This is a genomic window from Pseudomonas sp. ACN5, from assembly GCF_002303975.1.
Classification (GTDB): Bacteria; Pseudomonadota; Gammaproteobacteria; order Pseudomonadales; family Pseudomonadaceae; genus Aquipseudomonas; species Aquipseudomonas laurylsulfatiphila.
This window is the reverse complement of the sequence record NZ_MRCP01000008.1, coordinates 259,066-284,191: the sequence shown is the minus strand read 5'-3', so window position 1 is coordinate 284,191 and position 25,126 is coordinate 259,066. Positions and strand designations below refer to the sequence as shown.

The following is a 25,126-nucleotide window of genomic DNA, read 5'->3' as shown; positions in this document are numbered from 1 at the left end:
CAATAAATCCAGGGAAAGAGGAACAGATCATGAGCACTCGATTTCGCCTGTCTGGCGCGGCGCTTCCCGGTGTGGGCCTGGCAGGGCTGCTGCAACTGTGCGCGGTCGACGGCGTGCAGGCCGAGGAGTTCAGCGTGCTGGACAACCAGGTCACCGGTTCATTCGACAGTACCTTGTCTTATGGCCGCTTGTGGCGGGTCCAGGGCCGGGACAAGAACAACGACGACGTCAACACCAACGACGGCAATCGCAACTTCGACACCGGGCTGGTTTCCGAGGTGTACAAGATCACCTCGGAGCTCGAGGCCAACTATCAGAACTACGGGATGTTTGTGCGCGGTACCGCGTTCTATGACACCCAACTGATGGACAAACGCAACGATTACTACGGCAACAACAACCCGTCGCAACCCAGTCAGAGTTACCCGCAGGACGACCATTTCACCAGCCAGACCCGTGATATCGCCGGTAGCCGGGCGGAGTTGCTCGACGCCTACCTCTATGGCAATTGGGACGTGGCGCAGATGCCGGTCACTGCACGTATCGGGCGCCAGGTGTTCAACTGGGGCGAGGGGATTTTCTACCGTGGCGGGATCAACACCACCAACCCGGTGGATGCGGCCAAGTACCGTCTGCCCGGGGCCGAAGTCAAGGAAGTGCTGGTCCCGGTAGAGGCACTGAGCTTCAACATCGGCCTGACCGACAGCCTGACCATGGAAAGCTTTTACCAGACCAACTGGAAGGAAACCCGCATCGACCCGGTCGGCACGTTCTACTCGCAGACGGACCTGTTCGCCGACGGCGGCAACACCGCCTACAACAACTTCAGCGGTACCGCGCTGGACACCCCGGTGCCTGGCTTCGGCAACGTGATCGATCTGTACAGCGCGCTGGGCAACAACCCGTTGCTCAACCAGGCCCTGAGCACCACCGGCCTGTATGCCAACGGGGTTACCCCGACCTTTGGCAACACCATCAAGGTGGCCACGGTCGGCAAGGATTTCAACGCGCGCAACGACGGCCAGTTCGGTTTCGCTTTTCGCTACATCGCAGAAGCGCTCAACAGCACCGAGTTCGGGTTGTACATGGTCAACTACCACGCCAAGGAGCCGACCATTTCCGCCGATCTGGGCGGGTACCAGGGCATCGACATGAATGCCCTGACCAACCTGTTGGCCGGTGTCGCCGGCAGCCAGGCGGGGCAGTTGGCCAATGGCCTGGCGACCGTGGATGTGCTGGGCAATATTCAGGCGCACCGGCGTTACGCCGAAGACATCCGCATGTATGGCTTCAGTTTCAACACCACCCTGGGCCAGGCGTCGGTGTTCGGTGAAGTGGCGTATCGGCCGAACCTGCCCATCGGGATCGCCGCTACCAACGACCTGATCGGCGACCTGGCCAACGGCGCTGCCGCAGCGGCGGGCGGGCAGACCATCAACATCGGCGGGCAGCAGGTCACGCTCGACAGCCAGATCAATAACGCCGAGCGGGTGGAGGCGTTCAACACGTCCCTGGGCACCATTTACAACTTTGGCCCCAGCCTGTCGTTCGACTCGATGTTCGGCGTATTCGAGCTGGCATCCGAGCACCTGCGCGGCAGCAGCCTGCAATACACCGCTTATGACGGCAGTAACCGTTACTACGCGGGCACCGGCAACTTTTCCTATGTGTCCGGTGGCGAGCGCGGCGACCAGGTCAACCGCAACGCCTACAGCTACACCGCGATGCTCAACGGCACCTGGAACGACGTGTATGCCGGGGTCAACGTCTCGCCCTATGTCGTCTACAAGGATGACTTCGAGGGCAACAGCTATCAGGCGGGCAACGTCATTGAGGGCCGCAAAGCCTACACCCTGGGGATCAAGGCCAACTACCAGAACAGGCTGGAGGCCGAGCTGCAATACACCGAGTTCTATGGCGGCGGGCAGGACAACGGCCTGCGTGACCGCGACAACATCGGCTTCAACCTCAAGTACTTCCTTTGATTGTTGCGCACACCCCCCTTGTGGGAGCGGGCTTGCTCGCGAATGCGGTGTATCAGGCGACACCTGTGCGGGATGTGCCGCCCTCTTCGCGAGCAAGCCCGCTCCCACATTGGATCTTTTGTGTATTTCGGAGAACGTCCATGTTTAACCTTCCACAACTGACCAAGACCACGCTGGCGCTGTTCCTGAGCCTGGCCGCCGGCAGCGCGCTGGCCGCGGTCACGCCCCAGCTGGCCGAACAACTGAAAACCACCCTGACCCCAATGGGCGCCGAGCGTGTCGGCAACGCCGCCGGGACCATTCCGGCCTGGACCGGCGGCATCACCCAGGCGCCGGCGAGCTACAAGCCAGGCCAGCATCACCTGGACCCGTATGCGGCGGACAAACCGCTGTTTACCATCACCAAGGCCAACCTTGAACAGTACAAGGCCCACCTCAGCCCGGGTCAGGTCGCCCTGTTCAACAGCTACCCCGACACCTTCCAGATGCCGGTCTATCCCTCACGCCGCTCTGGCTCGGCGCCGCAGTGGCTGTATGACAACACCTTGAAGAATGCCACTGCGACCAAGCTGCTCGATGGCGGCACCGGTTTTGCCGATGCCTATGGCGGTGTGCCGTTCCCGGTGCCCAAGGACGGGGTCGAGGTACTGTGGAACCACATCACCCGTTATCGCGGTATCTATGTGGTCCGTCGCGCCTCCGAAGCGCCGGTGCAACGCAACGGCAGCTTCGCGCTTGTGACCTCGCAGCAGGAGGGACTCTTCAACTATTACCGCCCGGGTGGGCAATTCGTCGACCTGAAAAACATCCTGTTCTACTACCTGGCGTTCGTGAAGAGCCCGGCCCGCCTGGCGGGTGGTGCGGCCCTGGTTCACGAGACCCTGGACCAGCTCAAGGACCCGCGTCAGGCCTGGGTCTACGATGCGGGCCAGCGCCGTGTGCGCCGGGCGCCGAACCTCGCCTATGACACCCCGATCGCCTCATCCGACGGCCTGCGCACGGCGGACGATACCGACCTGTTCAACGGCTCGCCGGACCGCTACGACTGGAAGCTCAAGGGCAAGCAAGAGGTCTACATTCCCTACAACAACTACAAAGTCGGCAGCCCCGAGGTGAAGTACGCGCAGTTGCTCACGCCGGGCCACCTCAACCCGCAATACACCCGTTATGAGCTGCACCGGGTCTGGGTGGTCGAAGGCACGCTCAAGCCGGGCGCGCGGCATATCTATTCCAAGCGCGTGCTGTTTCTGGACGAGGACAGTTGGGGGGCCGCATTGGTGGATCAGTATGACGGGCGAGGGGAGTTGTGGCGGGTGTCGATGGCCTACCTGAAAAACTTCTACGACCTGCCCACCACCTGGAGCGCGCTGGACGTGTTCCATGACCTGCAGGCGCGTCGTTACTACGTGCAGAACCTGGATAACGAAGAGCAGGGCACCGTGGACTTCGCCCAACCGGTGCCGGAAGACGCGTACTTCATGCCGTCGGCGTTGCGCCAGCGTGGGACGCGGTGAGCCGCGTAGCACACACTTTCAGATACGGTCTGTGAGATAGCCATCGCGGGCAAGCCACGCTCCCACAGGGTTTTGAGTCGTTCACAGATTCTGTGTTCGACTCTTTACCTGTGGGAGCGGGCTTGCCCGCGAATGGGTCTTCCAATCACCGCAGGTATACGGTCAAACGCGGAAGTGGCTCACCATCTGCTGCAATTGACCACCCAACCGCGCCAGTTCAACGCTGGATTTGGCCGTCTCATCGCTCGCCGCAGCCGTCTGCTCCGACACATCGCGCACGTTGATGATGCTGCGGCTGATCTCCTCGGCCACGGCGCTTTGCTGTTCGGCCGCCGCGGCGATCTGCTGGTTCATCGACTGGATGTTGGACACCGTGCGGGTGATGCTCTCCAGTGACTCGCCGGCCTTGCGGGTCAGGGCCACGCTGCTGTCGGTGAGGACGCGGCTGTTGTTCATCACGGCAGACACTTGTTGTGTGCCGTTCTGCAGGCCGGCCACCAGACCTTCGATTTCCTCGGTGGATTTCTGCGTGCGCTGGGCCAGGCCGCGGACCTCGTCGGCCACCACGGCGAAACCACGACCGGCTTCACCGGCGCGGGCTGCTTCGATGGCGGCGTTGAGCGCCAGCAGGTTGGTCTGTTCGGCCACGGCCTTGATCACGTCCATGACGCTGCCGATCTTGTCGCTTTCCTGTTGCAGCACGCTCATGGCCTCGGTGGAACGTACCACTTCGCTGGCCAGACGCTCGATCTGGGCGATGGCTTCGTTGACCACCTTGTCGCCTTCACGAGCTTCGCCGTCCGCCGCCGCAGCGGCTTGCGAAGCTTCTTCGGCGTTGCGCGCGACTTCCTGCACGGTGGCGGTCATCTCGTGCATGGCGGTCGCGACCTGATCGGTCTCGACTTTCTGGCTGTTGACCCCGGCACTGGTCTGTTCGGTCACGGCCGAGAGCTCTTCGGCGGCGCTGGCGATTTGGGTCACGCCGTCGCGGATGCCGCTGATCAAGTCGCGCAAGGTCACGCCCATGCGCGCGATGCCTTGCTGCAACACGCCGAGTTCGTCACGACGGGTGACCAGCACGTTCTGGGACAGGTCACCGCTGGCGATGCGGTCGACCACCGCCAGGGTTTCGCGCAATGGACGGGTGATCTGGCGCGTGATGACCACGGCAGCAATGATGCCCACCAACAATGCCAGCAGCGTGCTGATCAGTTGCAGCGTGCGCGCCCGGGCGCTTTCGGCGTCACGGCGGTCGAGCTGGATCTGATACAGCTGATCGCTCTGGGACACGATGGCGGCGCCCTGGTCGGTCATTTCCTTGCGCGCCTGCACCGCGTCATTGCTGGCGGCCTTGTAGGCCTGCAAGGCACTGCGATAGTTGCCCAGCGCGGTTTCCAGCTGACGCAGGGCGTCTTGCTGGGTGTCGGCGAAATGCGCGTTCAGCGGTTTCAGGCTGGCGATGGCGGCGTCCAGCTGGCCGACCGCTTTTTGCTCGGTTTCGGTATTGGTGGTGGCGGTGTAACCACGTACTTCGTAACGCGCCAGCAGGAACGCTTCCTTGGCCGATGTAATGGCCTGGAACTGTTCGAAGCGCTGGTCGCTCAGGGGCATTTGCTGCACGCGGGTGTTGATCTCATTGATCAGCTTTTGGGCGGTTTCGGCGTTGGCGCTCATGGCGTCGCGGGCGCTGTTGCCGGCGCGATAAGCGTTGCGCATTTTGCCCAGGGACGTCCTGTAGGCGTCGATCACGGTGCCCTGCTCCCGGAGCAGCTTGAGGTTCTCCGGGCTCTTGAACTTCGCCAGCAGGGCCTGTTGCTGGGCCGAGAAGGCGTCGAGGGTGGTCTGCACGCCCTGCGCGGCGGTTTCGTCGCCGTTGGTCAGCATGTATTGCAGGCGAACCACACGCAGCTTGGTCAGGCCGGCGTTGAGCTGGGTGATGTCGCTCATCCAGTTGCTGCGGTCGATCAACCCGCCCAGGCTGCTCCAGCCGGTCAGGGCGAGGACGCAGGTCAGTGCCAGCACGAGACCAAATCCAAGGCCCAGTTTCAGGTTCACGCTGATGTTGCCGAACCAGCTATTCATCAAATTCCTCCAGGAACGTAGTGCTTCTTTTTCGTCGGTTGGCTGGAAGATTGTTTTTTTTGGGGGCCGCCAAGCTGTGTAAGCAGGATGTATCGGCAGCAATGGCGGGAGCTGAAAGGATTTTTCCAAACGGATTCTGTAACAAGATCTTTACAGCGCTTTTAAGCTTTTTTTCACACGGGTTTCACCCGCCGCCGACGCACGCATCTTTAACCTCCGGGGATCTAATGAGGTGGTGCGTGCCGGCGAGGCGGCTTGATGTGGAATTAAGACTGAGTCTTTTCGGGGTAAAACGCTCGATAGATCTGAAGCGCTTCGCCCGTTATCGCAACGCTGCGGTGGTGTTGGCCTCGGCGCTGCTGGTGATCCCGTTGACGGTGTTTTTACTGCGACCGGCCACCGTTCCGGACCTGGCGCATGGCAATGTGCGCGGTGCACAGGCGTTGATGAAGGGGTGGGCCAAGGGCGATCTGATCGTGCTGGTGCGCCACGTCGAACGCTGCGATCACTCTTCGGCTGCCTGCCTGATCGGCAACGATGGCATTACCGAGCGTTCGCGCAGTGTTGCCACAAAAGTCGGGGCGCATTTCCGCAACCTGGGCCTGGACAAGACCGATATCTACCACAGCCCGATCCTGCGTACGGCGCAGACCGCCGGCTTCATGTTCAACAAGGCTGGCACGGGCGAAGACTGGTTGATCAGTTGCAAGGGCACCATGCTGCGCGACGCGTTGGCGCACAAGGTGGCCGGGCGTAACCTGATTCTGGTGACCCACAGCGAATGCATGGCGCAACTGGAAAAAGACCTCGATTTGACCACGTCGACCCTGGGTTACGGAGCGTCTCTGTTTATCTCCGCCGAAACGCCGAACAGTCCGCGCATGCTTGGTTTTATCGAAGCATCGGATTGGCCCACGGTGACACCTCGTTGAACCTCCCTTTGAATCAGGATTGAGCATGCAGACTGCCTCCCGCTACCGCTTTTATTGGGTGAACTTTGGTATTCCGCTGGCCTGCGCAGCCGTGGTGTTCCTGATGTTCGACATGACCCGCATCGACATCGCCTTCAACAACTATTTTTTTGACCCGGTGACGCAGACGTACCCGCTGGACCAGGTCCACCTGTTCGAAAAAATCACCCACAAATGGGCGCGGATCATCCCGAACTGGACCGGCGAAATTGCGATTATCGGCGCCTTGCTGTCGTTTCTCTGGCCGCGCCTGAAGGCTGAAAAACACTCGAAAATCATCGCCTTCCTGGAAAAAATCAAAGTCGCACCGGTGCTGCGCTTTGCCACCCGGCACCGTCGCGATTTTCTCTACGTGGTGTTCGCGTTTTCCATCAGCACCGGGCTCATTCACTACCTCAAGGGCCACACCAGCGTGTATTGCCCGATCGAGACGACACTGTACGGCGGCAAAATGCAGCACGTTGAGTGGTATGAAAATTTCGACCTGCTGAAAGTTGCCGGTGACGGCCGCTGCTGGCCGGGCGGACATGCCTCGGGCGGTTTCACCATGCTGGCGTTGTACTTCGTGGCTCGCCGTTATCGCTGGCGCTATGCCAAGGCGATCATGTACGGCTCGCTGACCCTCGGTTTCATCTACGGCACAACGCGGGTGCTGCAAGGCTGGCACTACATGTCCCACACCTTCTGGGCCGGGATCTTCGTGTGGCTGGCGTGTTTGCTGACGGCGCTGGCATTTTACGGGCGAGCGCGGCTGGAACTACCGGTGCTCTGCGAAGCGAATTCGCAGGCAAAAAAAAGCCCGCGGGAGGGCGGGCAAACCGTAGTTTCTTGAATGAGCGAGTGAAATGTACAGGCTGGCGCGAGAGGGTGGGGTGAAGAAAAATTCATCTCGAACAAAGCCCCGCACCAGAGCCTGCGACACCGCTACAGCAAATGATCGGCGGCAAAGTCGGCTTCCGACCGCGCACGTAAACGGCCCTTGCGGCAGGCTTGCTGGAATCGCTCGAAATCGCGTTCGTTCTGCTCGGTATAGCCCTGGGCGTATTTGTAAAGCGCATCGGCCAATGCCTCGCTCTTGCCGATGTAGCCGCTGATCACCGCCGCGTGCCCGGAAGACTTGGCATGGGCGCGAGCCAGGGCTCGGCCGCAAAGCCGGCCATAGGCCGCGAAGGCATCGCCATCGAAAGTATCGAGTTCGGCGGAGATTTTCATATCGCGCAATTGCCGCGATAGAAGGTGAACGGCGACACCAGCATGCGCCCGTAACGCAGCTCCACCAGCGATTTGACGCGCCCCTCACTCGACGCCTTGATCAGCGGTATCGGGTCGCGATCGACATTGCCCAAGGCTGCTTGCGAACTGCGCGAGCACTTCTTGCGTGCATCCTTGCCTTGCTTAAAACGGTCGGTGAGGGTGGTCATGGGGCCTATTCGACGGGTGATGTAGGGCGTTTGCGAATGGAGTGTAGAAGGGCTTTGCGGGTTCGTGTTTGCCCGGCGACTGACCTGTCTGGCATCGGCATGTATCGATCCATCTCAAGCCTCTGCTTCGTCGAGTGGCGCGATGTTGTCCAGCGCCCGGTTCACCAGCAATTGCGCCAGCACGGCCAACTGCTGGATCGCCAGGGCGATGTTGCGACGCGAACTCTCAAGCTCGCAGGCAAGGTCGGTGCTCATGACGTTGAGCGAGGCGAGGGTTTCGCTGGCGTGGGTGAGCAGGGACGGTGTGTCTATGTCGGGGCGGATCGTGAAGACGTGGCTGACGGGGTCTTGGTGATTGGGGTTGCGCAGGCGGGCGCTGATGGCGGGTTCGGTGGTGTTGGAGAGGTTGGATAAGTCGGGTGTTTCGGTTGTTGTATCAGGTGAAGAGTCTTGCAGGGTGGGGCTGTGTCTTTTCATGATGGAGATCCTGGTTTGTTTATAGGAGCTGCCCCGTTTTTCAGCCTGTCAAAGCCGGTCGCTGATGTGCAGCGACCCAAGAAGGCTATCGTCGAGAAGCTGCGTTCGCCAGTTCATGAAAGGCGATGCGTTTTGCGGGAAATGTCCTAGGACGCGGTGAAGTCACAGGTCGCTCGATTTCACCGTGTGCTTGAAATGATGCTCCCAAAGCCTCACCCCCAGCCCTCCCGTCCGGTCCAGCGACGACCCCACCGTCAAATCCGTAATCAAGGTCGGCTGCAACCCCGCATCAAACAGTGCAAACCCCGCCGCCAGGCAGCAGGTTTCGGTCTGCAGGCCGCACACCAGCACGCGCTCGACGTTCAGGCTTTTCAGGTAGTCGATGGTTTGCGGCGTGGGCGCATAGCCGTGCTTGATGAAAATGCGGTCGGCGGGAATCAGGCTGTCATCGTCCGGCGCGGGGTGCCAGCCGAGCTGTTTTTCGAAGGGGGTTATGGACTCGTCGTGACGCTCGACCGTGGCGACACTGGGCAGGGTGCCGATGAGTGCCTGGATACCTTCGACCAGCCACTGTGGTGGGGCGAAGCTGGGTTGTACGTCGATGATCAGGAGGGCTTGGCGCATGGGCTTCTCCGGGAGAGAGGGTGGTGACGCGAGGACCTGCGGTTGGAAAACATCCGGGCGGTTTCGCTGGCCTCTTCGCGGGCAAGCCCGCTCCCGCAAGGGGCGGTATGAATGATCAACCCCCAGATGCAACAAAGCCCGCACTGGGCGGGCCTTGTCAGCTTTGATTGGTGGAGCCGGGGGGATTTGAACCCCCGTCCGCCAGTACTCCGCTGTCGGTACTACATGCGTAGCCGTGTCTATTAAGTTAACCCTCAGCGACCCGACGGGCAGGGTGCTTTGGGCGAGTTGTGTAAGTTTTAGCCGCTTCGTCCACAACGTACTGCACGGCGATTCTGTTCTATATGACAATCACTTTGGGTTTACAGACATCCCCTGGTGATTGCTGGACCCGAAGGTACCAGAAGCTCAGGGCTAAGGCTGCTTACGCAGCGAGAGCGAATTCCTGGCCGTATTTATCGTCATTGGCAACTATAAGTAGTTGCAACAGTGGATTTACGAGTTCTGTTACCAACTCGGCATGCACCTAAAGTTTCGCAACCGGCGTCGAATCCTAAACGGCCCCGAGCCTGGTGCTCTGTGAATCAAGTGAGCAACAAGCCTGTACAGTGTACGTCAACGCGACTCAGAAGGCCAACCCGAAGGTAGACCACTACACATTATGGGGTGGGTTCGTTGCGCTGTTTGTCAGTGAGTGCCAATGCCTGGGTGGCTTCGGTGACGCATTTTGTGTCGTCTCCGGAGGCTTGGGAGGCTTCGGCGCTGGACATCAGTCTTTTGATCTCCATGGCGGTGTTTCCGGAGGTCGCTGGCAGCGCATTCACTTTGCCTTTGAGCTCTTGCAGCTTGCTCGTGCAAAGGTTGTTGTCCGCCGCCAATGCAGGAGAGGCCAGCATTGCAGCGGAAATGAACAGACCAGCGAGTGTGGTGCGCTTCATGGGTATCACCTTGAACGGATAGGGCCTACCTCAAAGACTACGATTCAACACAAGAATTCGGTTTTTTCAGACAACGTGTCGGGCTTTTCCTGCGATGCGGGCGGTTACACATTCCCGGACCCCGAATGCAACAAAACCCGCCGTCGGCGGGTTTTGGTTTGCTTCGTATCGGATTACTTCCCGCCTTTTTTCGCGTCGGTGACGGCCTTGATGATGTCGTTGGTCTCGGCGACGCAATCATCAATGCCTGCCTTGGTGCCTTTTGCATGGTCAGCTTTGGCCTGCTTGACGGAGTTTTCTACCTGCTCAGTCATTTCCGGAGGAATCTGTGCCTTGGCGTTTTCGATGGTTTTCAGGTTGACAGCGCAAAGGTCTTCTTCTGCAGCAAACGAAGTGGAAGCCATCATGGAAGCAGTAATAAACAAACCTAACAGCACAGAACGATTCATGTGTATCTCCTTGAGCTGAAGGGCCAGGCATTGCTGGCCATCAAATCGGGCTACCGAGTGTTGGGAGAGTCCCGCATTTACGGGACTTGATCAGTGGACTGCGGCGGCACCTCAGGGTTCTGTTTTTTACTGTGGAGCTATCGATTCCGGCAAGTAGGTACATCTTTGCACCTTCCTTGGGTCCTGCTATCAGGGCACCCTAGCCTGGGTAACGCGGTCCACCAGATAGACTAGACCGTGGTAATCAATGCCGCCATGTTGCGTCAGCCCGATCTCACAAGTGCGACTGGTGGAAATCCCCTCGCTGCACTGCTGTACCGCGTCCTTGAGTGTGCGCAGCGAATGGGCATTCAATTGCGGCGTGGTGAAGCCCTTGTCGCCGGCGAAGCCGCAGCAGTGAATGCCTTCGGGAATGACCACGTTTTTGCTGCATTTGCGCGCCAGATCGATCAACGCCTGACTTTCGCCAAGGTGCTGAGTGCTGCAGGTGACGTGCACCGCAATCGGCGCTTCCTGTGGTGTGAAGTCGAGGCGATCCACCAAGTGCGTGCGGATGAAACGCACCGGGTCGTAGAGGTCCAGTCGAACATCGCCAAGGTCTTGAGTGAGCCGTAACGTACAGGGGCTGGTGTCGCAATAAATCGGGTCGAGCCCGCCGCGACTGGCGTGCAGCAAGGCGCCGATCAGCTCCTGGCGTTTGTGTTCGGCTTGTTCGGCGTAGCCTTTGGAGGCGAATGGCTGGCCGCAACAGAGGTTGTCCAGATTGTCCGGGAAGACCACCTGGTAACCGGCCTTTTCCAGCAGTCCGCGGGTTTTGTCGTACAACGACACCTGCTCTTTATCCCCCGCTGCTGGCCCCATGACCCGCGACACACACGCTGCCAGGTACACCACCCGCGGGCGTTCGTCCGACACGGCGGGACTGAAGCGGATGGCTTTTTCCGGCTGCGGCATGGCGTTGGTCCATTGCGGGACCTGACCTTTGGACAGCTTCGTCAGCGTCGCCGAGAGTTTTGCCAGGCGTGGCGCGCCCAACAACATCCGTGCGCCATTGGCGACGTGCAGGGTGAACCGCGCCCCTTGCAGCGCCGTGGCGAAATTTCCTTCAAGCCAGTTGGCGGTTTTCTTATGGGTTGCCGTGCGGCTACGGAGTTTTTTCACCAGCTCGCCGGTGTTGATGCCGACCGGGCAACGTTGCGCGCACAGGCCGGTGGCGGCGCAGGTATCGATGCCCTGGTATTCGTAAGCGGCTTCGAGTTCGGTGGTATCGATGCCGGCGCGTTTTCGCGCCTGAATGTCGCGCCAGATCACGATGCGTTGGCGTGGGCTCAGCGTCAGGCCCTTCGACGGGCAGACCGGTTCGCAGAAGCCGCACTCGATGCACTTGTCCACTATCTCGTCGGCGGCCGGCAAGGGCTTGAGGTGCTTGAGGTGGATCTGCGGATCTTCGCTGAGCACCACGTCCGGGTTGAGAATGCCGTTGGGGTCGAGCAGACGCTTGAGTTGCCACATCAGCTGGTAGGCATCGCTGCCCCATTCCAGCTCGACGAATGGCGCCATGTTGCGCCCGGTGCCATGTTCGGCTTTCAGCGAACCGCCGAACTCCACTGCCACCAATTGCGCCACGTCATCCATGAACGCCTGATAGCGTGCGACTTCTTGCGCGTTGTTGAAGCCTTGGGTGAAGACGAAGTGCAGATTGCCTTCCAGGGCGTGTCCGAAAAGGATCGCTTCATCGTAATGATGTTTGTCGAACAGTTCGATCAGGCGATTGACGCCGATGGCCAGTTGTTCGACCGGGAAGGTGACGTCTTCGATGATCACCGTGGTGCCGGTCTTGCGCACCGCACCGACGGCGGGGAAGGTGTCTTTGCGGATGGCCCAGAGACGGGCGTTTTCCTGTGGGTCCTCCGTAAAGTCGACCTGCTTTTCCACCGGGAACGCCTGTAGCGACGCCATGATCTGTGCCAGTTGTTCGTGCAGCAGGGCGGACGACGCTGCGCGGGATTCGATCAGCAAGGCGCAGGCATTGTTCGACAGATGCTGTACGAAAGACGGCATGCCGGGTTTGTCCTGCACTGAGCGCAAACTGCGCCGGTCCAGCAGTTCCACGGCCGACACCGGTTGGCTTTTCAGTACGGTGACCGCGTTGCAGCAGGTCTCTACATCCGGGAAGACAATCAGGGCCGAGGCCTTGTTCGGGTGGTCGATCACCGTGTCGTAGGTCACCGCACTGATGAACCCGAGCGTGCCCTCGGAGCCCACCAGCAGGTGGCTCAAGATATCCACAGGCTCGTCGAAATCCACCAGGGCATTGAGCGACAGGCCGGTGGTATTTTTCAGACGGTATTTATGGCGGATTCTCGCAGCCAGATCAGCATTCGCGCGGGTCTCGCGACCCAGCGTCGCCAGGCGCTCCAGCAGCGCGGCATGGCTTTGGCGAAACGCCGCGACGCTGGCGGCATCTTCAGTGTCGAGACGATTGCCGTCGGCCAGCACCAGACGAATGCCGGCCAGGGTGTGGTAGGTGTTTTGCGCCGTGCCGCAGCACATGCCGCTGGCGTTGTTGGCGACGATGCCGCCGATCTTGCAAGCGTTGATCGAGGCCGGGTCCGGGCCGATCTTGCGTCCGAACGGCGCCAGCCAAGCGTTGGCCTGGGCGCCGATCACACCCGGTTGCAGGCGGATTTGCGTGCCCTGGTCGCGGATCTCGCGTGCGTTCCAGTTGTCTCCCAGCACGATCAGCACCGAGTCGCTGATCGCCTGACCGGACAAACTGGTACCGGCGGCGCGGAAGGTCACCGGCACCTGATCGCGTTGCGCCAGTTGCAGCAGCGCCACCACTTCGTCTTCGGACTCGACGCGGATAACCAGTTGCGGAATCAATCGATAGAAACTGGCATCGGTGCCGAAGGCCAGGGTCGACAGCGGGTCGTCGAACCGTCGCTCTTGAGGAATCAGTTGCTGTGCATCTCGCAGGAAAGCGGCCGGTAGACTCATTGGTCCTCCAGGATCAGCACCACCAGGTCTTTCGGGCCGTGGGCGCCGTACGCCAGCACTTGCTCGATGTCGGCGGTCTTCGACGGGCCAGACACCAGCAGTGCGTTGGTCGGCATGCCCTGGGCCCATTCGAACTCCTGCTGCACCTGATAGAAGTTGTCGCGGATTTCACTGGCCTTGAGCAGGGCGAAATGCACCGGTGGCGCCAGGCTCATCAAGCGCGGTTCTTCCCGGGTCGGCCAGAGAATCAGGCTGCCGGTTGCCGCGATGGCACCGAGGGTGGTGGTCAGGCTCGCCGGGGTGTCGTTGAACAACTCGGCTTTCCATTCTTCAACCGGGCGGTCGTAGGCTTTTAGCATCGGCAGATCGGGATTATTCGCCCAGTGCTGCGTGATGCGTTGACCGTGGGGCGTTGTCGGTGCGATCAGCAGGCTTGGCAACTGGCGGTCCCGCAGCAATTGCGCCAACAGCACCGGCCATTGTTCACCGGACGTCAGGTGGATTTCCGTGTGCACCGCTTCCATCAGTTTGCGTAGCTGTGGAATGCGTTGCTCAGGCGGGTAGGTGTAAGGCTGGGTCACCAGATCGACATCAAAGTTGTCGGCCACCGGCGTGGTGCCTGTCAGACTTTTACGTAGTTTGGCGAGGATATTTTGCTTGGCGCTCATCAGCTGTCTCCCTGTTTGGCCAAGTGCTCGCGGGCCATGTCATGCAGTGAGCGGGCGGCGGGTTTCGGTGCGCTGTGGTTTTGCGTCCACGGGCCGACATTGCTCGGCGTGAGGGCGCGCAAACGGGTGGCGAAGAAGCCGAACAGGCGATACAGCGTCGGCGAACTGTTGAGCTTCGCCCAGGCGTTCCAGAGGAACCGCTCCTTGCGCGAATACTTGCTGCCCTGGCCACGCATCACTTGATGGGGGCTGTCCGGGGCCTTGACGTTTTCTTCGCGCAGGCGTCGCAGCAACGCCGGGATCGGGATTTTTACCGGGCAGACTTCACCGCAGGCACCGCACAGCGAAGAAGCGCTCGGGTGATCCGGGACTTTCGCCAGGCCGACCATGTGCGGGGTGACGATTTTTCCGATAGGACCGGGGTAAACCTCGCCATAGGCATGGCCGCCGATTCGGGTATAGACCGGGCAATGATTCATACAGGCGCCGCAGCGGATGCAGTTCAGGGTCTGGCGCAATTCGCTGTCGGCAAAGGCCTGGCTGCGACCATTGTCGAGCAGTACCAGGTGCACTTCCTGCGGGCCGTCGAGTTCATGTGCCTTGCGCGGGCCGGAGATCATGTTGACGTAGGTCGTGATCGGGATGCCCAGGGCCGAGCGGGTCAGTAGCGACAACAGCGGCACCACATCGCGCAGGTTTTCCACGACTTTTTCGATACCGGTGACGGCGATGTGCACGGGCGGTACGGTGGTGGTCATGCGCCCGTTGCCTTCGTTTTCCACCAGCAGCAGGGTGCCGGTTTCGGCTACGGCGAAGTTGACACCGGAGACGCCGATGTCCGCTTCGAAGAATTTCTGCCGCAAGACCTTGCGACCGATCTGAATGAGTTGGTCAACGTCCTTGGTGTATTCCACCCCAAGTTTGTCGTGGAACAAGGACGCGACCTGACCGGCATTCTTGTGGATTGCCGGCATGATTATGTGTGAAGGCTTCTCGTGGTCGAGCTGGACGATGTACTCGCCCATGTCCGATTCCAGGCATTCAATGCCCCGGTCAGCCAGAAAATGGTTCATCTCCATTTCTTCGCTGACCATCGATTTGCCCTTGATCACTTGCCGCCCCTCGTGAGCGCGGATGATCGAGAGGACGATGCCATTGGCCTCGTCCACCGTTTCCGCCCAGTGCACTGTCACACCGTTGCGGGTCAGGTTCTGTTCCAGTTGCTCGAGCAGGTCGGGCAACTTCGAGAGCGCGCGGGCACGGATTGCATTGCCCAATGCGCGCAAGTGTTCTCTTTCATGGGCATCGCTGAACGCCGCTGCCCGTTTGGTCATCAGTGAATCCATCGCCTTGCGAAAGTTGCCTCGCAATTGCGCGTCACCCAGCGCGTTGTGGGCGCGGGTGCGGAAATCTTCTTCTACGGCAACCGTAGGAATAATCGTGGAGGTGCTCATCGGGCACCTCCGGTACGCTGCCAGAGGAAGCTGGCCAGATGCTGACCGCGCAACGCTTCCTGCTGTTTTTCCAATGAGCCGTTGATGTTCATCAAACAGCCGCAATCGGCACTCAATACCTTGTGCGCGCCGGACTCCTTCAACGCCCGGGTCTTGTCAGCCACCATCGCGCCGGAAATGTCTGGCATACGGACGCTGAATGTTCCGCCAAAGCCACAGCACTCACTTTCGTGATCGTGATTGACCCGCTCCACATTGCTCAACTGCGACAATAACTCGCGGCCGTGCAGGTGGGTGTTCATTTCGCGGCGTGCCGAACACGAAGTGTGCAGCGCCACTTTCACCGGCTCGCCGCTGTCCTTGAGCTGCACCTTGCAGACGAACAGCAGGAACTCGGCCAGCTCAAAGGTTCTGGCAGCCAGCGCCTGAACCTGTTTCAACGTGTGCGGCTCGTCCTTGAACAAGTCGGCATAGTGTTCGCGCAACATCCCGGCACAAGAGCCTGACGGCACCACCACCGGATAATCCCCGGCAAACAGCGCCAGTTGCGAGCGCGCCACGGTCCGTGCCTGTTCGGTGTAACCCGAGGTGTAGGCCGGTTGTCCGCAGCAGCTTTGCCCTTGCGGGTACTCGACACGAATGCCTTCGCGTTCCAGCAGGTGGATCGCATCCATCCCGGCTTCGGGGTAGAACAAATCGACCACGCAGGTCCCGAACAGGTAGACCCGTGACGGTTTCTCGCTGGGGTATTGCCGAGGCTCGGGCAGTGGCGGGGCGACACGGGTCGCATTCGGCACAGCGTTGTAAAAAAGCTCGCTCATCAGGCGTGTCTCCGGGTGGTCCCGGTTATTCGTCTGTTGAGGCCGCTGAATATAGAGCCGGAAGCTTTCAGCAGCCTTACAGACCGGGGTGTGAATTGCGGACGCCGGGGGCGTGGCCCGGCGTCGGTTTTTGCCGTTTTGCTTGTAGTCCTTAGTGCACCAGCATGCCGGTGAACCAGTAGGCCTGAGCCAGGGTGATCAAGCCGACAATCGTTGCAAAGAATAGGCTGTGCTTGAGGGTAAAGCGGAACAGATCCGATTCCTTGCCCACCAGGCCGGTCGCGGCGCAGGCCACGGCGATCGATTGTGGCGAGATCATCTTGCCGGTCACGCCGCCGCTGGTGTTCGCCGCCACCAGCAAGGTGTCGTTGACACCGATCTGGTGCGCGGTGGTTGCTTGCAGCGAACTGAACAGAGCGTTGGACGAAGTATCGGAACCGGTGAGGAACACGCCCAGCCAACCGAGGAACGGCGAGAAGAACGGGAAGGCTGCACCGGTGCCTGCCAACACCAAGGCCATGGTCGAGGACATGCCCGAGTAGTTGGTGACGAAGGCGAACGCCAGCACCATGCCGATGGACAGGATCGGCCAGCGCAGCTCGTAGAAGGTCTCTTTTAAAGTGGTAAGACCAATTTTGACGTTGATCTTCAGCACCAGCATCGAGATCAGCGCCGAGAAGAAAATCGCTGTGCCGGTGGCGGAAATCGGGTCCAGTTTGAACACTGCCGGAAGGGCGGTTGGCGCGGCCACGATCGGCGCGACCTTGATCACCATCTGATCCAGGTGCGGAATGGCGAAGTTGAACACGAAGCTGTACATCGAACCGCCGGCGGCGAACATCGCCTTGAACGGCTTCAGGGTCCAGAGGGTGACCAGTACGGTCAGGATCAGGAATGGCGACCAGGCCTTGAAGATTTCCCCAAGGCTGTAAGGCGAAGCCACGGTTGTACGCTTCTGACCGAAACCACCGACGCTGGCGCTCACCACGGAGGCCGACACAGCGCCGACGATGTGCTGGCCGGCGGCGCGTTTTGGTTGCCAGACTTTCAGGAACAGGGTCAGGGAAATCAGGCTGGCCAGGGCCGAGGTGATGTCCGGCAGTTCCGGGCCGATGAAGTTCGAGGTGAAGTACTGGGTCACGGCAAAGCTCAAACCGGCCACCAGCGCTGCTGGCCAGGTTTCCCGCACGCCGCGCAGGCCGTCCATCATGAACACCAGCCAGAACGGTACGAACAGCGACAGCAGTGGCAGTTGGCGGCCGGTCATGGCGCCGATCTTGAAGGCGTCGATACCGGTCACTTGCCCGGCCACGATGATCGGAATGCCGAGGGCGCCGAAGGCCACCGGCGCGGTGTTGGCGATCAGGCACAAGCCAGCGGCGTACAACGGGTTGAAGCCCAGCCCTACAAGGAGTGCGGCGGTAATCGCCACCGGCGCGCCGAAACCGGCGGCACCTTCCAGGAATGCACCGAAGCAGAAGCCGATCAGCAGCACCTGCAAGCGCTGGTCATCGGTGATCGACAGGACCGAACTGCGGATGACTTCAAACTGACCGCTCTTGACCGTCAGTTTGTAGAGGAATACCGCTGCCACGATGATCCAGGCAATCGGCCACAGGCCATAAGCGAAGCCATACCCGGCGGCGGCGAGCGCCATATCGACCGGCATCTGGAAAGCGAAGATCGCCACCAGGATCGACAACGCCAGGGTGATGCTGCCGGCCACGTGCCCTTTGAGGCGGAACACGGCCAGGGCCAGGAAGAAAAACACGATGGGGATGACGGCGGCGAGTGCGGACAGGCCGAGGCTGCCGAGCGGGGTATAGAGCTGTTGCCAGGTTTGCATATGGGGTGGCCCCTAATTGTTGTTGGTCAGGCACTGATCAGCGTTCTTGGATAATTGGTAAGACCAATTTACAATCGCTGTTGGCTAGGGTAAAAGCCTTGTAGGCGGTGTGTCAATTTGCCGCCCTAAAACTTTTGTCGAATGCAAAGTGCGCAGGTCGTCCGTCTGGTATGACCAAATGCGTTGTGGCAGGTGCTGGCGCGGCGCCGATAGGCCAGAATAGAGCCCCGGCGAGTCGTCGGATCGTGGAGAAATCGAGTTATGGGGTTTGATCAGATTCGTCAGCGCCGTTTGTCTGACGATATTGTCGAGCAGCTTGAGGGCATGATCCTCGAGGGCACGCTGAAGGCCGGAGAGCGCTTGCCGGCCGAGCGCGCGTTGGCCGAACAATTTGGCGTGTCCCGCCCTTCGTTGCGTGAGGCCATTCAGAAGCTGACCGCCAAGGGGCTGCTGGTCAGTCGCCAGGGCGGCGGCAACTATGTGGTGGAATCACTGGGTACCACCTTCAGTGATCCCTTGTTGCATCTGCTGGAAAGCAATCCCGAGGCGCAGCGCGACCTGCTCGAGTTTCGCCATACGCTGGAGGCGTCCTGCGCCTACTACGCTGCGTTGCGCGCCACTGATGTGGATCGCGAGCGGCTGACCGCGGCATTCAATGCGTTGCAGGACTGTTATTCGCGTCACGAAGAGGTGAGTCGTGCCGAAGAGGGGGCCGCGGACGCAAGTTTTCACCTGGCGATCGCCGAGGCCAGCCACAACGCCGTGCTGCTGCATACCATTCGCGGGCTGTTCGACTTGCTCAAGCGCAACGTAGTGACCAACATCGGTGGCATGTACAAGCAGCGCACTGAAACCCGCGACATGCTGATCACGCAGCATCGGGAGTTGTACCAGGCGATTATCGAAGGGCGGGCGGAGCAGGCGCGGGAGGTTTCCAGTCGGCACATTCTGTATGTGCAGGAGGTGCTGGAAGAAGTGCGTCAGGAAGTGCAGCGCGTGGCCCGGGCGGAGCGGCGCAAGGGGATGTAGTCAGTCGGATTTGTATGGCTTGTGGGATTGCTTTCGCGAGCAAGCCCGCTCCCACCGGTACACCGAAACCCTGTGGGAGCGGGCTTGCCCGCGAAGGGGACCTCAAGGCGAAAGAATTACTCTTCCTTGCCCTTGTTGCGCACCGCACGCTGCAACTCGCGACCAGCATCGCGTTCGCGCTCGGTATCACGCTTGTCGTATTCCTTCTTGCCCTTGCCCAGGGCGATCTCGCACTTGACCATGTGCTTGCTCCAGTACCAGGACAGGCACACGCAGGCATAACCCTTTTGCTGCACGGCAGCGGCCAGCTTGTCCAGCTCGCGCCGGTTGAGCAGCAGCTTGCGGGTGCGCACCGGGTCAGCGATGACGTGGGTGCTGGCGGTCGTCAGGGGCGTAATGTGGCTGCCGAGCAGCCAGGCTTCGCCATCCTTGAGCAGGACATAACTGTCAACCAGTTGCAGCTTGCTTGCCCGCAGACTTTTTACTTCCCAGCCGGCCAGGACCAGACCGGCCTCGAACTTGTGCTCGATGAAGTAATCGTGTCGCGCCTTTTTATTTTGCGCGATGGTCCCTGTTGGGTGTTTCTTCTGTTTAGCCATAGGGGCGGCATTATAGGGAGTTACAACAGAGTCGGCTACGGGGTTGCTACGTGCTTGAGCAGGTTGATTGAATCCCGGACAATGCGGCCTCTTTTTTGAACGCTTGGGCGTGATAACGATGTCGACAGACAAGGTTTCTGTCCACGGCAGTTGGGCTAGCCGCTGGGTCTTCATACTCGCCGCGACCGGTTCGGCCGTGGGGCTGGGTAGTATCTGGAAATTCCCGTACATGGTCGGCGTCTATGGCGGCGGTGCCTTCGTGCTGATGTTCCTGGCCTGCATCGCGCTGATTGGCGTGCCGGTCATGCTGGCCGAAACGCTGATCGGCCGGCGTGCACGGCAGAGCCCGGCCAATGCCTTGAAGACGCTGGCGGTCGAGGCGGGGCACTCGGGCAAATGGTCCTGGGGCGCATTTGCCGGAATGATCACGGCGTTGCTGATCCTGTCGTTCTACAGCGTGGTGGGCGGCTGGTCGCTGGATTACATCATCGACATGGGGCGTGGCGACTTTCAGGGTGTGACCGCGGATCAGGTGGGGGCTTACTTCGGCAATGTCATTGCCGATCCCTGGCGCCTGACACTTTGGCACACGATTTTCATGCTGCTGTCAGCGGTGGTAATCGCAAAGGGTGTGGTCGCCGGGCTTGAACGCAGTTTGCGCATCATGATGCCGTTGTTGTTCGTAATGATCCTGGTGCTGCTGGGCTACAGCATGACCACCGGTCATTTCATGGAGGGCGTGCACTTCATGTTCGACTTCCACCCGGAAAAGGTTATGGATGGCTTGTTGCCCGCGATGGGGCATGCGTTCTTTTCCCTGAGCGTGGGCGTCGGTTCGATCATGATCTATGGCGCCTACATGCCGAAGAGCTCGTCGATATCGGGGACTGTCGTTGGGGTGGCGCTACTCGATACCTTCGTTTCCCTGGTGGCTGGCCTGGCATTGTTTCCGATTGTTTTCGCGGCGGGCCTGAACCCGAGCGAAGGGCCGGGGCTGATGTTCGTCAGCCTGCCGTTTGCCTTCGGCAACGTGGCGTTCGGGCAATTGATGGGGGTGGTGTTCTTCGTGCTGGTGGCGGTCGCTGCCTGGAGTTCGGCGATTTCCCTGCTTGAACCGATGGTGGCCTACCTGGTGGAACGCACTAAAGTGAGTCGTGCCTGGGTCACCTTCTGGCTGGCTTTCAGCTGCTGGTTCGTCGGCCTGGGTACGGTGTTTTCCTTCAATATCTGGAAGGAGGCCAAGTTCTTCGTGAACGAAGGCGGGGTGTTCCACCTCTACCAATGGGGAGCAACCGGTGGTCTCGACTTCTTTGGCGTGATCGATTTCTTCACTTCGCGACTCATGCTACCGCTTGGCGGTTTGTGTTTCGTGGTGTTTGCGGGCTGGATCATGGGGCGTGAAGCGGTGCGCGACGAGTTGTCGATCCGCAACCCTGCGCTGTTTGGTCTGTCCTTGTTCTTGATGCGCTATGTGGCGCCCATCGGCATCCTTGTAGTGTTTGCCGCCCAGCTGTGGAAGTGACGCTGACATGACGACACACATTTCGCGTTCGGCCTTGCTGCCGTACCCGGCACAAGCGCTGTATGACCTGGTCAACGACGTGGCGCGCTACCCGGAGTTTCTGCCGTGGTGCTCGTCGGCCGAAGTCCTGGAGAGCTCACCCGAACATATGCGGGCGAGCGTTGGGGTGGCCAAGGGCGGCCTCAGCCAGCATTTCGTCACACGCAACACCCTGGTTCCTGGGCAGTCGATCGAAATGAACCTCGAAGAGGGCCCGTTCACCCAATTGCATGGCATCTGGGTATTCAAGGCGCTGACCGACAAAGCCTGCAAGATCAGTCTCGATTTGTCGTTCGATTACGCCGGGCCGCTGGTTCGTGCCACCTTGGGGCCGCTGTTCAACCAGGCCGCCAACACACTGGTGGATGCGTTCTGCCAGCGTGCCAAGCAGATACATGGTTGAGGTCATGATTGAAATCGAGGTGGTCTACGCGGCGGTAGGCCGTCAGGTGCTGCTGACAGTGGTCGTGCCTGCCGGAACGTCCGTGCGTGCGGCCTTGCTCAGGTCGGCCGTGGACAAAGAGTTTCCGGAGCTGGATCTGGCCCATTGCCCTGTGGGGATCTTCGGCAAGGTGGTGGCTGACCCGGAGAGTCGGCCAGTCCAGGCCGGGGATCGTATCGAGATTTACCGACCACTGTTGGCCGATCCGAAAGAGGTGCGTCGTCTGCGCGCTGCAAAAGCTGCTGAAGCCAAAGCCAGGAATCAGTGAGTGGCTTGAACTTCAGGCAATAAAAAGCCCGGGCATGCCGGGCTTTTTATTGCGTCGCAAATTATTGCGGCGAGGTGTCCAGTGGTTGCGGCGTCGGGACCGGCACGGTTTCTACGCCGTCGACGTCCTTCTGGATCTGGTCCAGTAGCGAACCTGGCTTGACCGGTTTTTCCGGTTTTGGTTTCTCGACGTTTTCTGCCGGGGCAGCCACTGTCGTGCCGCTGTCCTTGCCGAGAATGGCTTCGTCACGGCTCACGCCTGGCATGAAATCACCAGAGAGGCTGACAAGCTGATCATTTGGGTTGAAGATAACGCTGATGCGTTCCTGTTGGCGTTCACCGCCACCCGGTTGCAGGCTGTACAGATAATCCCAGCGATCGGCATGGAACGTGTCAGTCAGCAGAGGGTTGCCCATGATAAACCGTACTTGCTTGCGGGTCATTCCCGGGCGTAACTGGTCTATCATGTCCTGCGTGACGACATTGCCCTGCTGGATGTCGATTTTGTAAACCCCGGGGAATGAACAACCGGCGAGTGCGAGCAGTCCCACAAAGGTGAAACTGGTTAGCAAGAGCTTGGTGTTTTGCATCGGTGGGCGACTTCCACTATCTTGGCTGGGACAACGTAAACGCCGATCATACCCGCATTAAGAGAAGCTGCGAAGCAGCATCGCGAGAAAGCTGACCATGGTTGAAAATAGCGAACTACGCAAAGCCGGCCTCAAAGTGACCCTGCCACGGGTCAAAATTCTGCAAATGCTCGACTCCGCCGAGCAACGCCACATGAGTGCCGAGGATGTCTACAAGGCCCTTATGGAGGCTGGTGAGGACGTCGGTCTGGCCACGGTTTACCGTGTTCTGACCCAGTTCGAGGCAGCTGGCCTTGTGGTGCGGCACAACTTCGACGGAGGCCACGCGGTCTTCGAGCTGGACGACGGAAAGCATCACGACCATATGGTCAACGTCGAAACCAGCGAAGTGATCGAATTCTTCGACGAAGAAATCGAGCGGCTGCAGAAAGCAATCGTCGACAAGTATGGCTTCGAGATGGTTGATCACAATCTGGTGCTGTACGTACGCAAGAAAAAGTAAGCATGTCGCGCGAACATCCGTTCGCGAAACGAGCGAAGGCGACCCCAGGGTCGCCTTCGTGCTTTCTGCGGCATGTGCGGGTTTGCACATGGTTCCTACAGGGTTCGCTTTAGATTTTTGCAGTGACGACCATTTTCTTGGCGTGAGCCAGGGATTCCTTGGTGAGATCAATGCCGCCCAGCATCCGTGCGACTTCTTCGACGCGCTCGTTTTTGCTCAGTTTGGAAACCGCTGTGCGGGTGGCATCTTCGCCGCGTACTTTATGCACAAATAGATGCTGATGACCTTGTGCTGCCACTTGCGGCAAGTGGGTCACAGTCAGCACCTGCCCACGCTCGCCGAGCCTGCGCAGCAACTGGCCGACGATTTCTGCGGTCGGGCCGCCAATGCCGACGTCGACTTCGTCGAACACCAGGGTCGGTACACGGGAGGTCTGTGCGGTGATCACCTGAATCGCCAGGCTGATCCGCGACAGTTCGCCGCCGGATGCCACTTTCGCCAGGGCCTTCAGCGGCTGGCCGGGGTTGGCGCTGACCAGCAGTTCTACCTGTTCGAGCCCGTTTGGCAGCAGTTCGTTGCCGCTGTTCGGGCGCAGTTCAATGGTGAAACGGCCGCCGGGCATGCCCAGTCGCTGGATTTCCTGCTCCACGGCGCTGGCCAGGCTGTTCGAGGCTTGATGCCTTAGATCGCTCAGTTCCCGGGCCTTTTCCTGGTAGTGCCGGGCATAGGACGACAGCTCATCGCTCAGGCGCTCGATGGATTCGTCGTTGGCGTTCAGGGTCTCGATTTCATCCAGCAGTTTCTGCTGCATCTCGGCCACTTCAGTCGGCTGGATGCGGTGTTTGCGTGCCAGGGTGTAGATCGCATCGAGGCGTTCTTCCAGGTATTGAAGGCGCGACGGATCGGCATCGAAATTGTCGAGGAAGCGGTTCAGTTCGCCCACGGCCTCTTCAACCTGGATCTGTGCGCTGGTCAGCAAACTGCTGGCTTCGCCCAGGGCGTCGATCGAGCTGTTCACGCTCGACAGGCGGTTGAGGCTGGCGGTGAGGGCGTTGAGGACATTCCCGGAATCACTTTCGCTGCATTGTTCGACGACTTGCCGGCAAATCCCCAGCAGGGTTTCGGCGTTGGTCAGGTTCTTGTGTTCCTGTTCCAGCTGCTCCAGCTCATTGTCACCGAGGCCAAGGTTTTCCAGTTCTTCGAGTTGATAGCTGAGCAATTGATGACGTGCACGTTGCTCGTCGCCGGAGTTGGAGAGCCGCTCCAGTTCCTGGCGGGTCTGGCGCCAGCGTTGGGCGGCGAGTTGAACCTGGCGGGCCAGATCCGTCGCGCCGGCATATTCATCGAGCAGGCGACGGTGGGTGTCGGTCTTGAGCAGAGATTGGTGTTCGTGCTGGCTGTGAATGTCGATCAGCAGTTCGCCCAGCGCCTTGAGATCGCCAAGCGGGCAGGGCGTGCCGTTGATGTAGCCACGCGAGCGACCTTCGGATGTGATCACCCGGCGCAGGATGCACGGGCCGTCGTTTTCGAGGTCGCGTTCGGTCAGCCAGGCGCTGGCTTCCGGAATGTCGGCCAGATCGAAGGTGGCCAGGATATCGGCCTTGTCGGCGCCCGGGCGGACCACGCCGCTGTCGGCACGATCGCCCAGGGTCAGGCCCAGCGCGTCGAGCATGATCGACTTGCCCGCGCCGGTTTCCCCGGTGATCACGCTCATCCCGCGATCGAGTTCGAGATCGAGATGTTCAACGATGGCGTAGTTGTGTACGGACAGGTGCACCAGCATATGGGCCGCTCCCAGGTGTTAGGTCTGGTTATTTATACAGTGTTTTGTTTCTGGCTGACAATGCCCCTCGTTAGCTCGATTCGATCGGTCCGACCAATCCCTT

General features: G+C 60.1%; 23 protein-coding genes, 1 other RNA gene and 2 pseudogenes. 9 read left to right on the top strand and 17 right to left on the bottom strand.

Annotation, left to right across the window (positions count from 1 at the left end):
* The first annotated feature begins 29 nt into the window (after nt 1-29).
* Nucleotides 30-1,985 carry a DUF1302 domain-containing protein gene (locus BSF40_RS17285; RefSeq protein ID WP_172435720.1) on the top strand — a complete coding sequence of 652 codons (1,956 nt, stop codon included), beginning with the start codon at nt 30-32 and terminating at the stop codon, nt 1,983-1,985.
* Nucleotides 1,986-2,125: 140 nt separating this feature from the next.
* The gene (locus BSF40_RS17280) at nt 2,126-3,499 is read left to right on the top strand and encodes a DUF1329 domain-containing protein (protein WP_095965967.1); all 1,374 of its coding nucleotides are present in this window, start codon (nt 2,126-2,128) and stop codon (nt 3,497-3,499) included.
* Between the two features lie 162 nt (nt 3,500-3,661).
* Here BSF40_RS17280 and BSF40_RS33545 read toward each other — a convergent pair whose 3' ends face one another.
* Both BSF40_RS33545 and BSF40_RS33540 read right to left on the bottom strand, forming a co-directional pair.
* Nucleotides 3,662-4,366 carry a methyl-accepting chemotaxis protein gene (locus BSF40_RS33545; protein WP_371319542.1) on the bottom strand — a complete coding sequence of 235 codons (705 nt, stop codon included), beginning with the start codon at nt 4,364-4,366 and terminating at the stop codon, nt 3,662-3,664.
* Between the two features lie 201 nt (nt 4,367-4,567).
* Nucleotides 4,568-5,446: pseudogene (locus BSF40_RS33540) on the bottom strand (methyl-accepting chemotaxis protein); the annotation flags it as partial.
* Nucleotides 5,447-5,841: 395 nt separating this feature from the next.
* Here BSF40_RS33540 and BSF40_RS17270 point away from each other — a divergent pair.
* Together BSF40_RS17270 and BSF40_RS17265 are read left to right on the top strand one after the other, a co-directional pair.
* A complete protein-coding gene (locus tag BSF40_RS17270; RefSeq protein WP_095965965.1) occupies nt 5,842-6,513 on the top strand; it encodes a histidine phosphatase family protein in 672 nt (223 codons plus the stop codon).
* Nucleotides 6,514-6,538: 25 nt separating this feature from the next.
* Nucleotides 6,539-7,384: a phosphatase PAP2 family protein gene (locus BSF40_RS17265; RefSeq protein WP_095965964.1), complete on the top strand. Its 846-nt coding sequence runs from the start codon at nt 6,539-6,541 to the stop codon at nt 7,382-7,384.
* A gap of 92 nt (nt 7,385-7,476) precedes the next feature.
* Here BSF40_RS17265 and BSF40_RS17260 read toward each other — a convergent pair.
* From BSF40_RS17260 to BSF40_RS17205, 12 genes and pseudogenes are all read right to left on the bottom strand, one after another.
* Nucleotides 7,477-7,791: pseudogene (locus tag BSF40_RS17260) on the bottom strand (DUF2252 family protein); the annotation flags it as partial.
* Complete coding sequence (locus tag BSF40_RS17255; RefSeq protein WP_095965963.1) at nt 7,761-7,973, bottom strand: DUF2252 family protein; 213 nt, start codon at nt 7,971-7,973, stop codon at nt 7,761-7,763. The gene BSF40_RS17255 and the pseudogene BSF40_RS17260, both read right to left, overlap by 31 nt.
* A gap of 114 nt (nt 7,974-8,087) precedes the next feature.
* Nucleotides 8,088-8,450, bottom strand: a complete 363-nt coding sequence (locus BSF40_RS17250; RefSeq protein WP_095965962.1) for a DUF6124 family protein — start codon at nt 8,448-8,450, stop codon at nt 8,088-8,090.
* A gap of 162 nt (nt 8,451-8,612) precedes the next feature.
* A complete protein-coding gene (locus tag BSF40_RS17245; protein WP_095965961.1) occupies nt 8,613-9,074 on the bottom strand; it encodes a cysteine hydrolase family protein in 462 nt (153 codons plus the stop codon).
* A gap of 168 nt (nt 9,075-9,242) precedes the next feature.
* Nucleotides 9,243-9,639: a transfer-messenger RNA gene (gene ssrA / locus BSF40_RS17240) on the bottom strand.
* 94 nt (nt 9,640-9,733) lie between these two features.
* Complete coding sequence (locus BSF40_RS17235) at nt 9,734-10,012, bottom strand: hypothetical protein (RefSeq protein ID WP_095965960.1); 279 nt, start codon at nt 10,010-10,012, stop codon at nt 9,734-9,736.
* 173 nt (nt 10,013-10,185) lie between these two features.
* A complete protein-coding gene (locus BSF40_RS17230; RefSeq protein ID WP_095965959.1) occupies nt 10,186-10,461 on the bottom strand; it encodes a hypothetical protein in 276 nt (91 codons plus the stop codon).
* A gap of 189 nt (nt 10,462-10,650) precedes the next feature.
* Nucleotides 10,651-13,461: an FAD-binding and (Fe-S)-binding domain-containing protein gene (locus BSF40_RS17225; protein WP_095965958.1), complete on the bottom strand. Its 2,811-nt coding sequence runs from the start codon at nt 13,459-13,461 to the stop codon at nt 10,651-10,653.
* Nucleotides 13,458-14,129, bottom strand: coding sequence for a lactate utilization protein C (locus BSF40_RS17220; protein WP_095965957.1), 672 nt, complete (start codon nt 14,127-14,129; stop codon nt 13,458-13,460). The genes BSF40_RS17225 and BSF40_RS17220 overlap by 4 nt, the downstream gene beginning before the upstream one ends.
* A complete protein-coding gene (locus tag BSF40_RS17215; protein ID WP_095965956.1) occupies nt 14,129-15,583 on the bottom strand; it encodes a LutB/LldF family L-lactate oxidation iron-sulfur protein in 1,455 nt (484 codons plus the stop codon). Before BSF40_RS17215 ends, BSF40_RS17220 begins: the two co-directional genes overlap by 1 nt.
* Nucleotides 15,580-16,404, bottom strand: coding sequence for a (Fe-S)-binding protein (locus BSF40_RS17210; RefSeq protein WP_095965955.1), 825 nt, complete (start codon nt 16,402-16,404; stop codon nt 15,580-15,582). The genes BSF40_RS17215 and BSF40_RS17210 overlap by 4 nt, the downstream gene beginning before the upstream one ends.
* 151 nt (nt 16,405-16,555) lie before the next feature.
* Nucleotides 16,556-18,250, bottom strand: coding sequence for a lactate permease LctP family transporter (locus BSF40_RS17205; RefSeq protein WP_095965954.1), 1,695 nt, complete (start codon nt 18,248-18,250; stop codon nt 16,556-16,558).
* Between the two features lie 261 nt (nt 18,251-18,511).
* On the opposite strand from BSF40_RS17205, the gene BSF40_RS17200 reads away from it, so the two are divergent.
* Nucleotides 18,512-19,279, top strand: a complete 768-nt coding sequence (locus BSF40_RS17200; RefSeq protein ID WP_095965953.1) for a GntR family transcriptional regulator — start codon at nt 18,512-18,514, stop codon at nt 19,277-19,279.
* A 116-nt stretch (nt 19,280-19,395) separates the two neighbouring features.
* Here BSF40_RS17200 and smpB read toward each other — a convergent pair whose 3' ends face one another.
* The gene (gene smpB, locus BSF40_RS17195) at nt 19,396-19,878 is read right to left on the bottom strand and encodes an SsrA-binding protein SmpB (RefSeq protein WP_095965952.1); all 483 of its coding nucleotides are present in this window, start codon (nt 19,876-19,878) and stop codon (nt 19,396-19,398) included.
* Nucleotides 19,879-19,996: 118 nt separating this feature from the next.
* Between smpB and BSF40_RS17190 the strand changes: the two genes are divergently transcribed.
* The 3 genes from BSF40_RS17190 to BSF40_RS17180 are packed head-to-tail and all read left to right on the top strand — an operon-like array spanning nt 19,997 to nt 22,149.
* On the top strand, nt 19,997-21,400 hold the full coding sequence (locus tag BSF40_RS17190; RefSeq protein ID WP_095965951.1) for a sodium-dependent transporter: 1,404 nt from the start codon (nt 19,997-19,999) through the stop codon (nt 21,398-21,400).
* A gap of 7 nt (nt 21,401-21,407) precedes the next feature.
* Complete coding sequence (locus BSF40_RS17185) at nt 21,408-21,842, top strand: type II toxin-antitoxin system RatA family toxin (RefSeq protein ID WP_046038689.1); 435 nt, start codon at nt 21,408-21,410, stop codon at nt 21,840-21,842.
* On the top strand, nt 21,835-22,149 hold the full coding sequence (locus tag BSF40_RS17180) for an RnfH family protein (RefSeq protein ID WP_095965950.1): 315 nt from the start codon (nt 21,835-21,837) through the stop codon (nt 22,147-22,149). Before BSF40_RS17185 ends, BSF40_RS17180 begins: the two co-directional genes overlap by 8 nt.
* Nucleotides 22,150-22,210: 61 nt before the next feature.
* Here the strand turns inward: BSF40_RS17180 and BSF40_RS17175 are convergent, their stop codons facing one another.
* Nucleotides 22,211-22,738, bottom strand: a complete 528-nt coding sequence (locus tag BSF40_RS17175; protein WP_007973139.1) for an outer membrane protein assembly factor BamE — start codon at nt 22,736-22,738, stop codon at nt 22,211-22,213.
* A gap of 97 nt (nt 22,739-22,835) precedes the next feature.
* Here BSF40_RS17175 and fur point away from each other — a divergent pair, with 97 nt between their 5' ends.
* Complete coding sequence (gene fur / locus BSF40_RS17170; RefSeq protein ID WP_003197684.1) at nt 22,836-23,240, top strand: ferric iron uptake transcriptional regulator; 405 nt, start codon at nt 22,836-22,838, stop codon at nt 23,238-23,240.
* Nucleotides 23,241-23,349: 109 nt separating this feature from the next.
* Here fur and recN read toward each other — a convergent pair whose 3' ends face one another.
* Nucleotides 23,350-25,023 (bottom strand): DNA repair protein RecN, encoded by a 1,674-nt coding sequence (recN, locus tag BSF40_RS17165; RefSeq protein ID WP_095965949.1) that lies wholly within the window; start codon nt 25,021-25,023, stop codon nt 23,350-23,352.
* Nucleotides 25,024-25,126 lie beyond the last annotated feature (103 nt).

Bases quoted from the DNA above. Each gene is read 5' to 3' on its own strand.
- BSF40_RS17245 (WP_095965961.1), bottom strand. From the start codon at position 9,074: ATGCGCCAAGCCCTCCTGATCATCGACGTACAACCCAGCTTCGCCCCA.
- BSF40_RS17200 (WP_095965953.1), top strand. From the start codon at position 18,512: ATGGGGTTTGATCAGATTCGTCAGCGCCGTTTGTCTGACGATATTGTC.
- BSF40_RS17285 (WP_172435720.1), top strand. From the start codon at position 30: ATGAGCACTCGATTTCGCCTGTCTGGCGCGGCGCTTCCCGGTGTGGGC.
- BSF40_RS33545 (WP_371319542.1), bottom strand. From the start codon at position 4,366: ATGACCGCCACCGTGCAGGAAGTCGCGCGCAACGCCGAAGAAGCTTCG.
- BSF40_RS17220 (WP_095965957.1), bottom strand. From the start codon at position 14,129: ATGAGCGCCAAGCAAAATATCCTCGCCAAACTACGTAAAAGTCTGACA.
- BSF40_RS17205 (WP_095965954.1), bottom strand. From the start codon at position 18,250: ATGCAAACCTGGCAACAGCTCTATACCCCGCTCGGCAGCCTCGGCCTG.
- BSF40_RS17265 (WP_095965964.1), top strand. From the start codon at position 6,539: ATGCAGACTGCCTCCCGCTACCGCTTTTATTGGGTGAACTTTGGTATT.
- BSF40_RS17215 (WP_095965956.1), bottom strand. From the start codon at position 15,583: ATGAGCACCTCCACGATTATTCCTACGGTTGCCGTAGAAGAAGATTTC.
- smpB (WP_095965952.1), bottom strand. From the start codon at position 19,878: ATGGCTAAACAGAAGAAACACCCAACAGGGACCATCGCGCAAAATAAA.
- BSF40_RS17210 (WP_095965955.1), bottom strand. From the start codon at position 16,404: ATGAGCGAGCTTTTTTACAACGCTGTGCCGAATGCGACCCGTGTCGCC.
- recN (WP_095965949.1), bottom strand. From the start codon at position 25,023: ATGCTGGTGCACCTGTCCGTACACAACTACGCCATCGTTGAACATCTC.
- BSF40_RS17185 (WP_046038689.1), top strand. From the start codon at position 21,408: ATGACGACACACATTTCGCGTTCGGCCTTGCTGCCGTACCCGGCACAA.
- BSF40_RS17280 (WP_095965967.1), top strand. From the start codon at position 2,126: ATGTTTAACCTTCCACAACTGACCAAGACCACGCTGGCGCTGTTCCTG.
- BSF40_RS17190 (WP_095965951.1), top strand. From the start codon at position 19,997: ATGTCGACAGACAAGGTTTCTGTCCACGGCAGTTGGGCTAGCCGCTGG.
- BSF40_RS17230 (WP_095965959.1), bottom strand. From the start codon at position 10,461: ATGAATCGTTCTGTGCTGTTAGGTTTGTTTATTACTGCTTCCATGATG.
- BSF40_RS17225 (WP_095965958.1), bottom strand. From the start codon at position 13,461: ATGAGTCTACCGGCCGCTTTCCTGCGAGATGCACAGCAACTGATTCCT.
- BSF40_RS17235 (WP_095965960.1), bottom strand. From the start codon at position 10,012: ATGAAGCGCACCACACTCGCTGGTCTGTTCATTTCCGCTGCAATGCTG.
- BSF40_RS17175 (WP_007973139.1), bottom strand. From the start codon at position 22,738: ATGCAAAACACCAAGCTCTTGCTAACCAGTTTCACCTTTGTGGGACTG.
- fur (WP_003197684.1), top strand. From the start codon at position 22,836: ATGGTTGAAAATAGCGAACTACGCAAAGCCGGCCTCAAAGTGACCCTG.
- BSF40_RS17180 (WP_095965950.1), top strand. From the start codon at position 21,835: ATGGTTGAGGTCATGATTGAAATCGAGGTGGTCTACGCGGCGGTAGGC.
- BSF40_RS17250 (WP_095965962.1), bottom strand. From the start codon at position 8,450: ATGAAAAGACACAGCCCCACCCTGCAAGACTCTTCACCTGATACAACA.
- BSF40_RS17255 (WP_095965963.1), bottom strand. From the start codon at position 7,973: ATGACCACCCTCACCGACCGTTTTAAGCAAGGCAAGGATGCACGCAAG.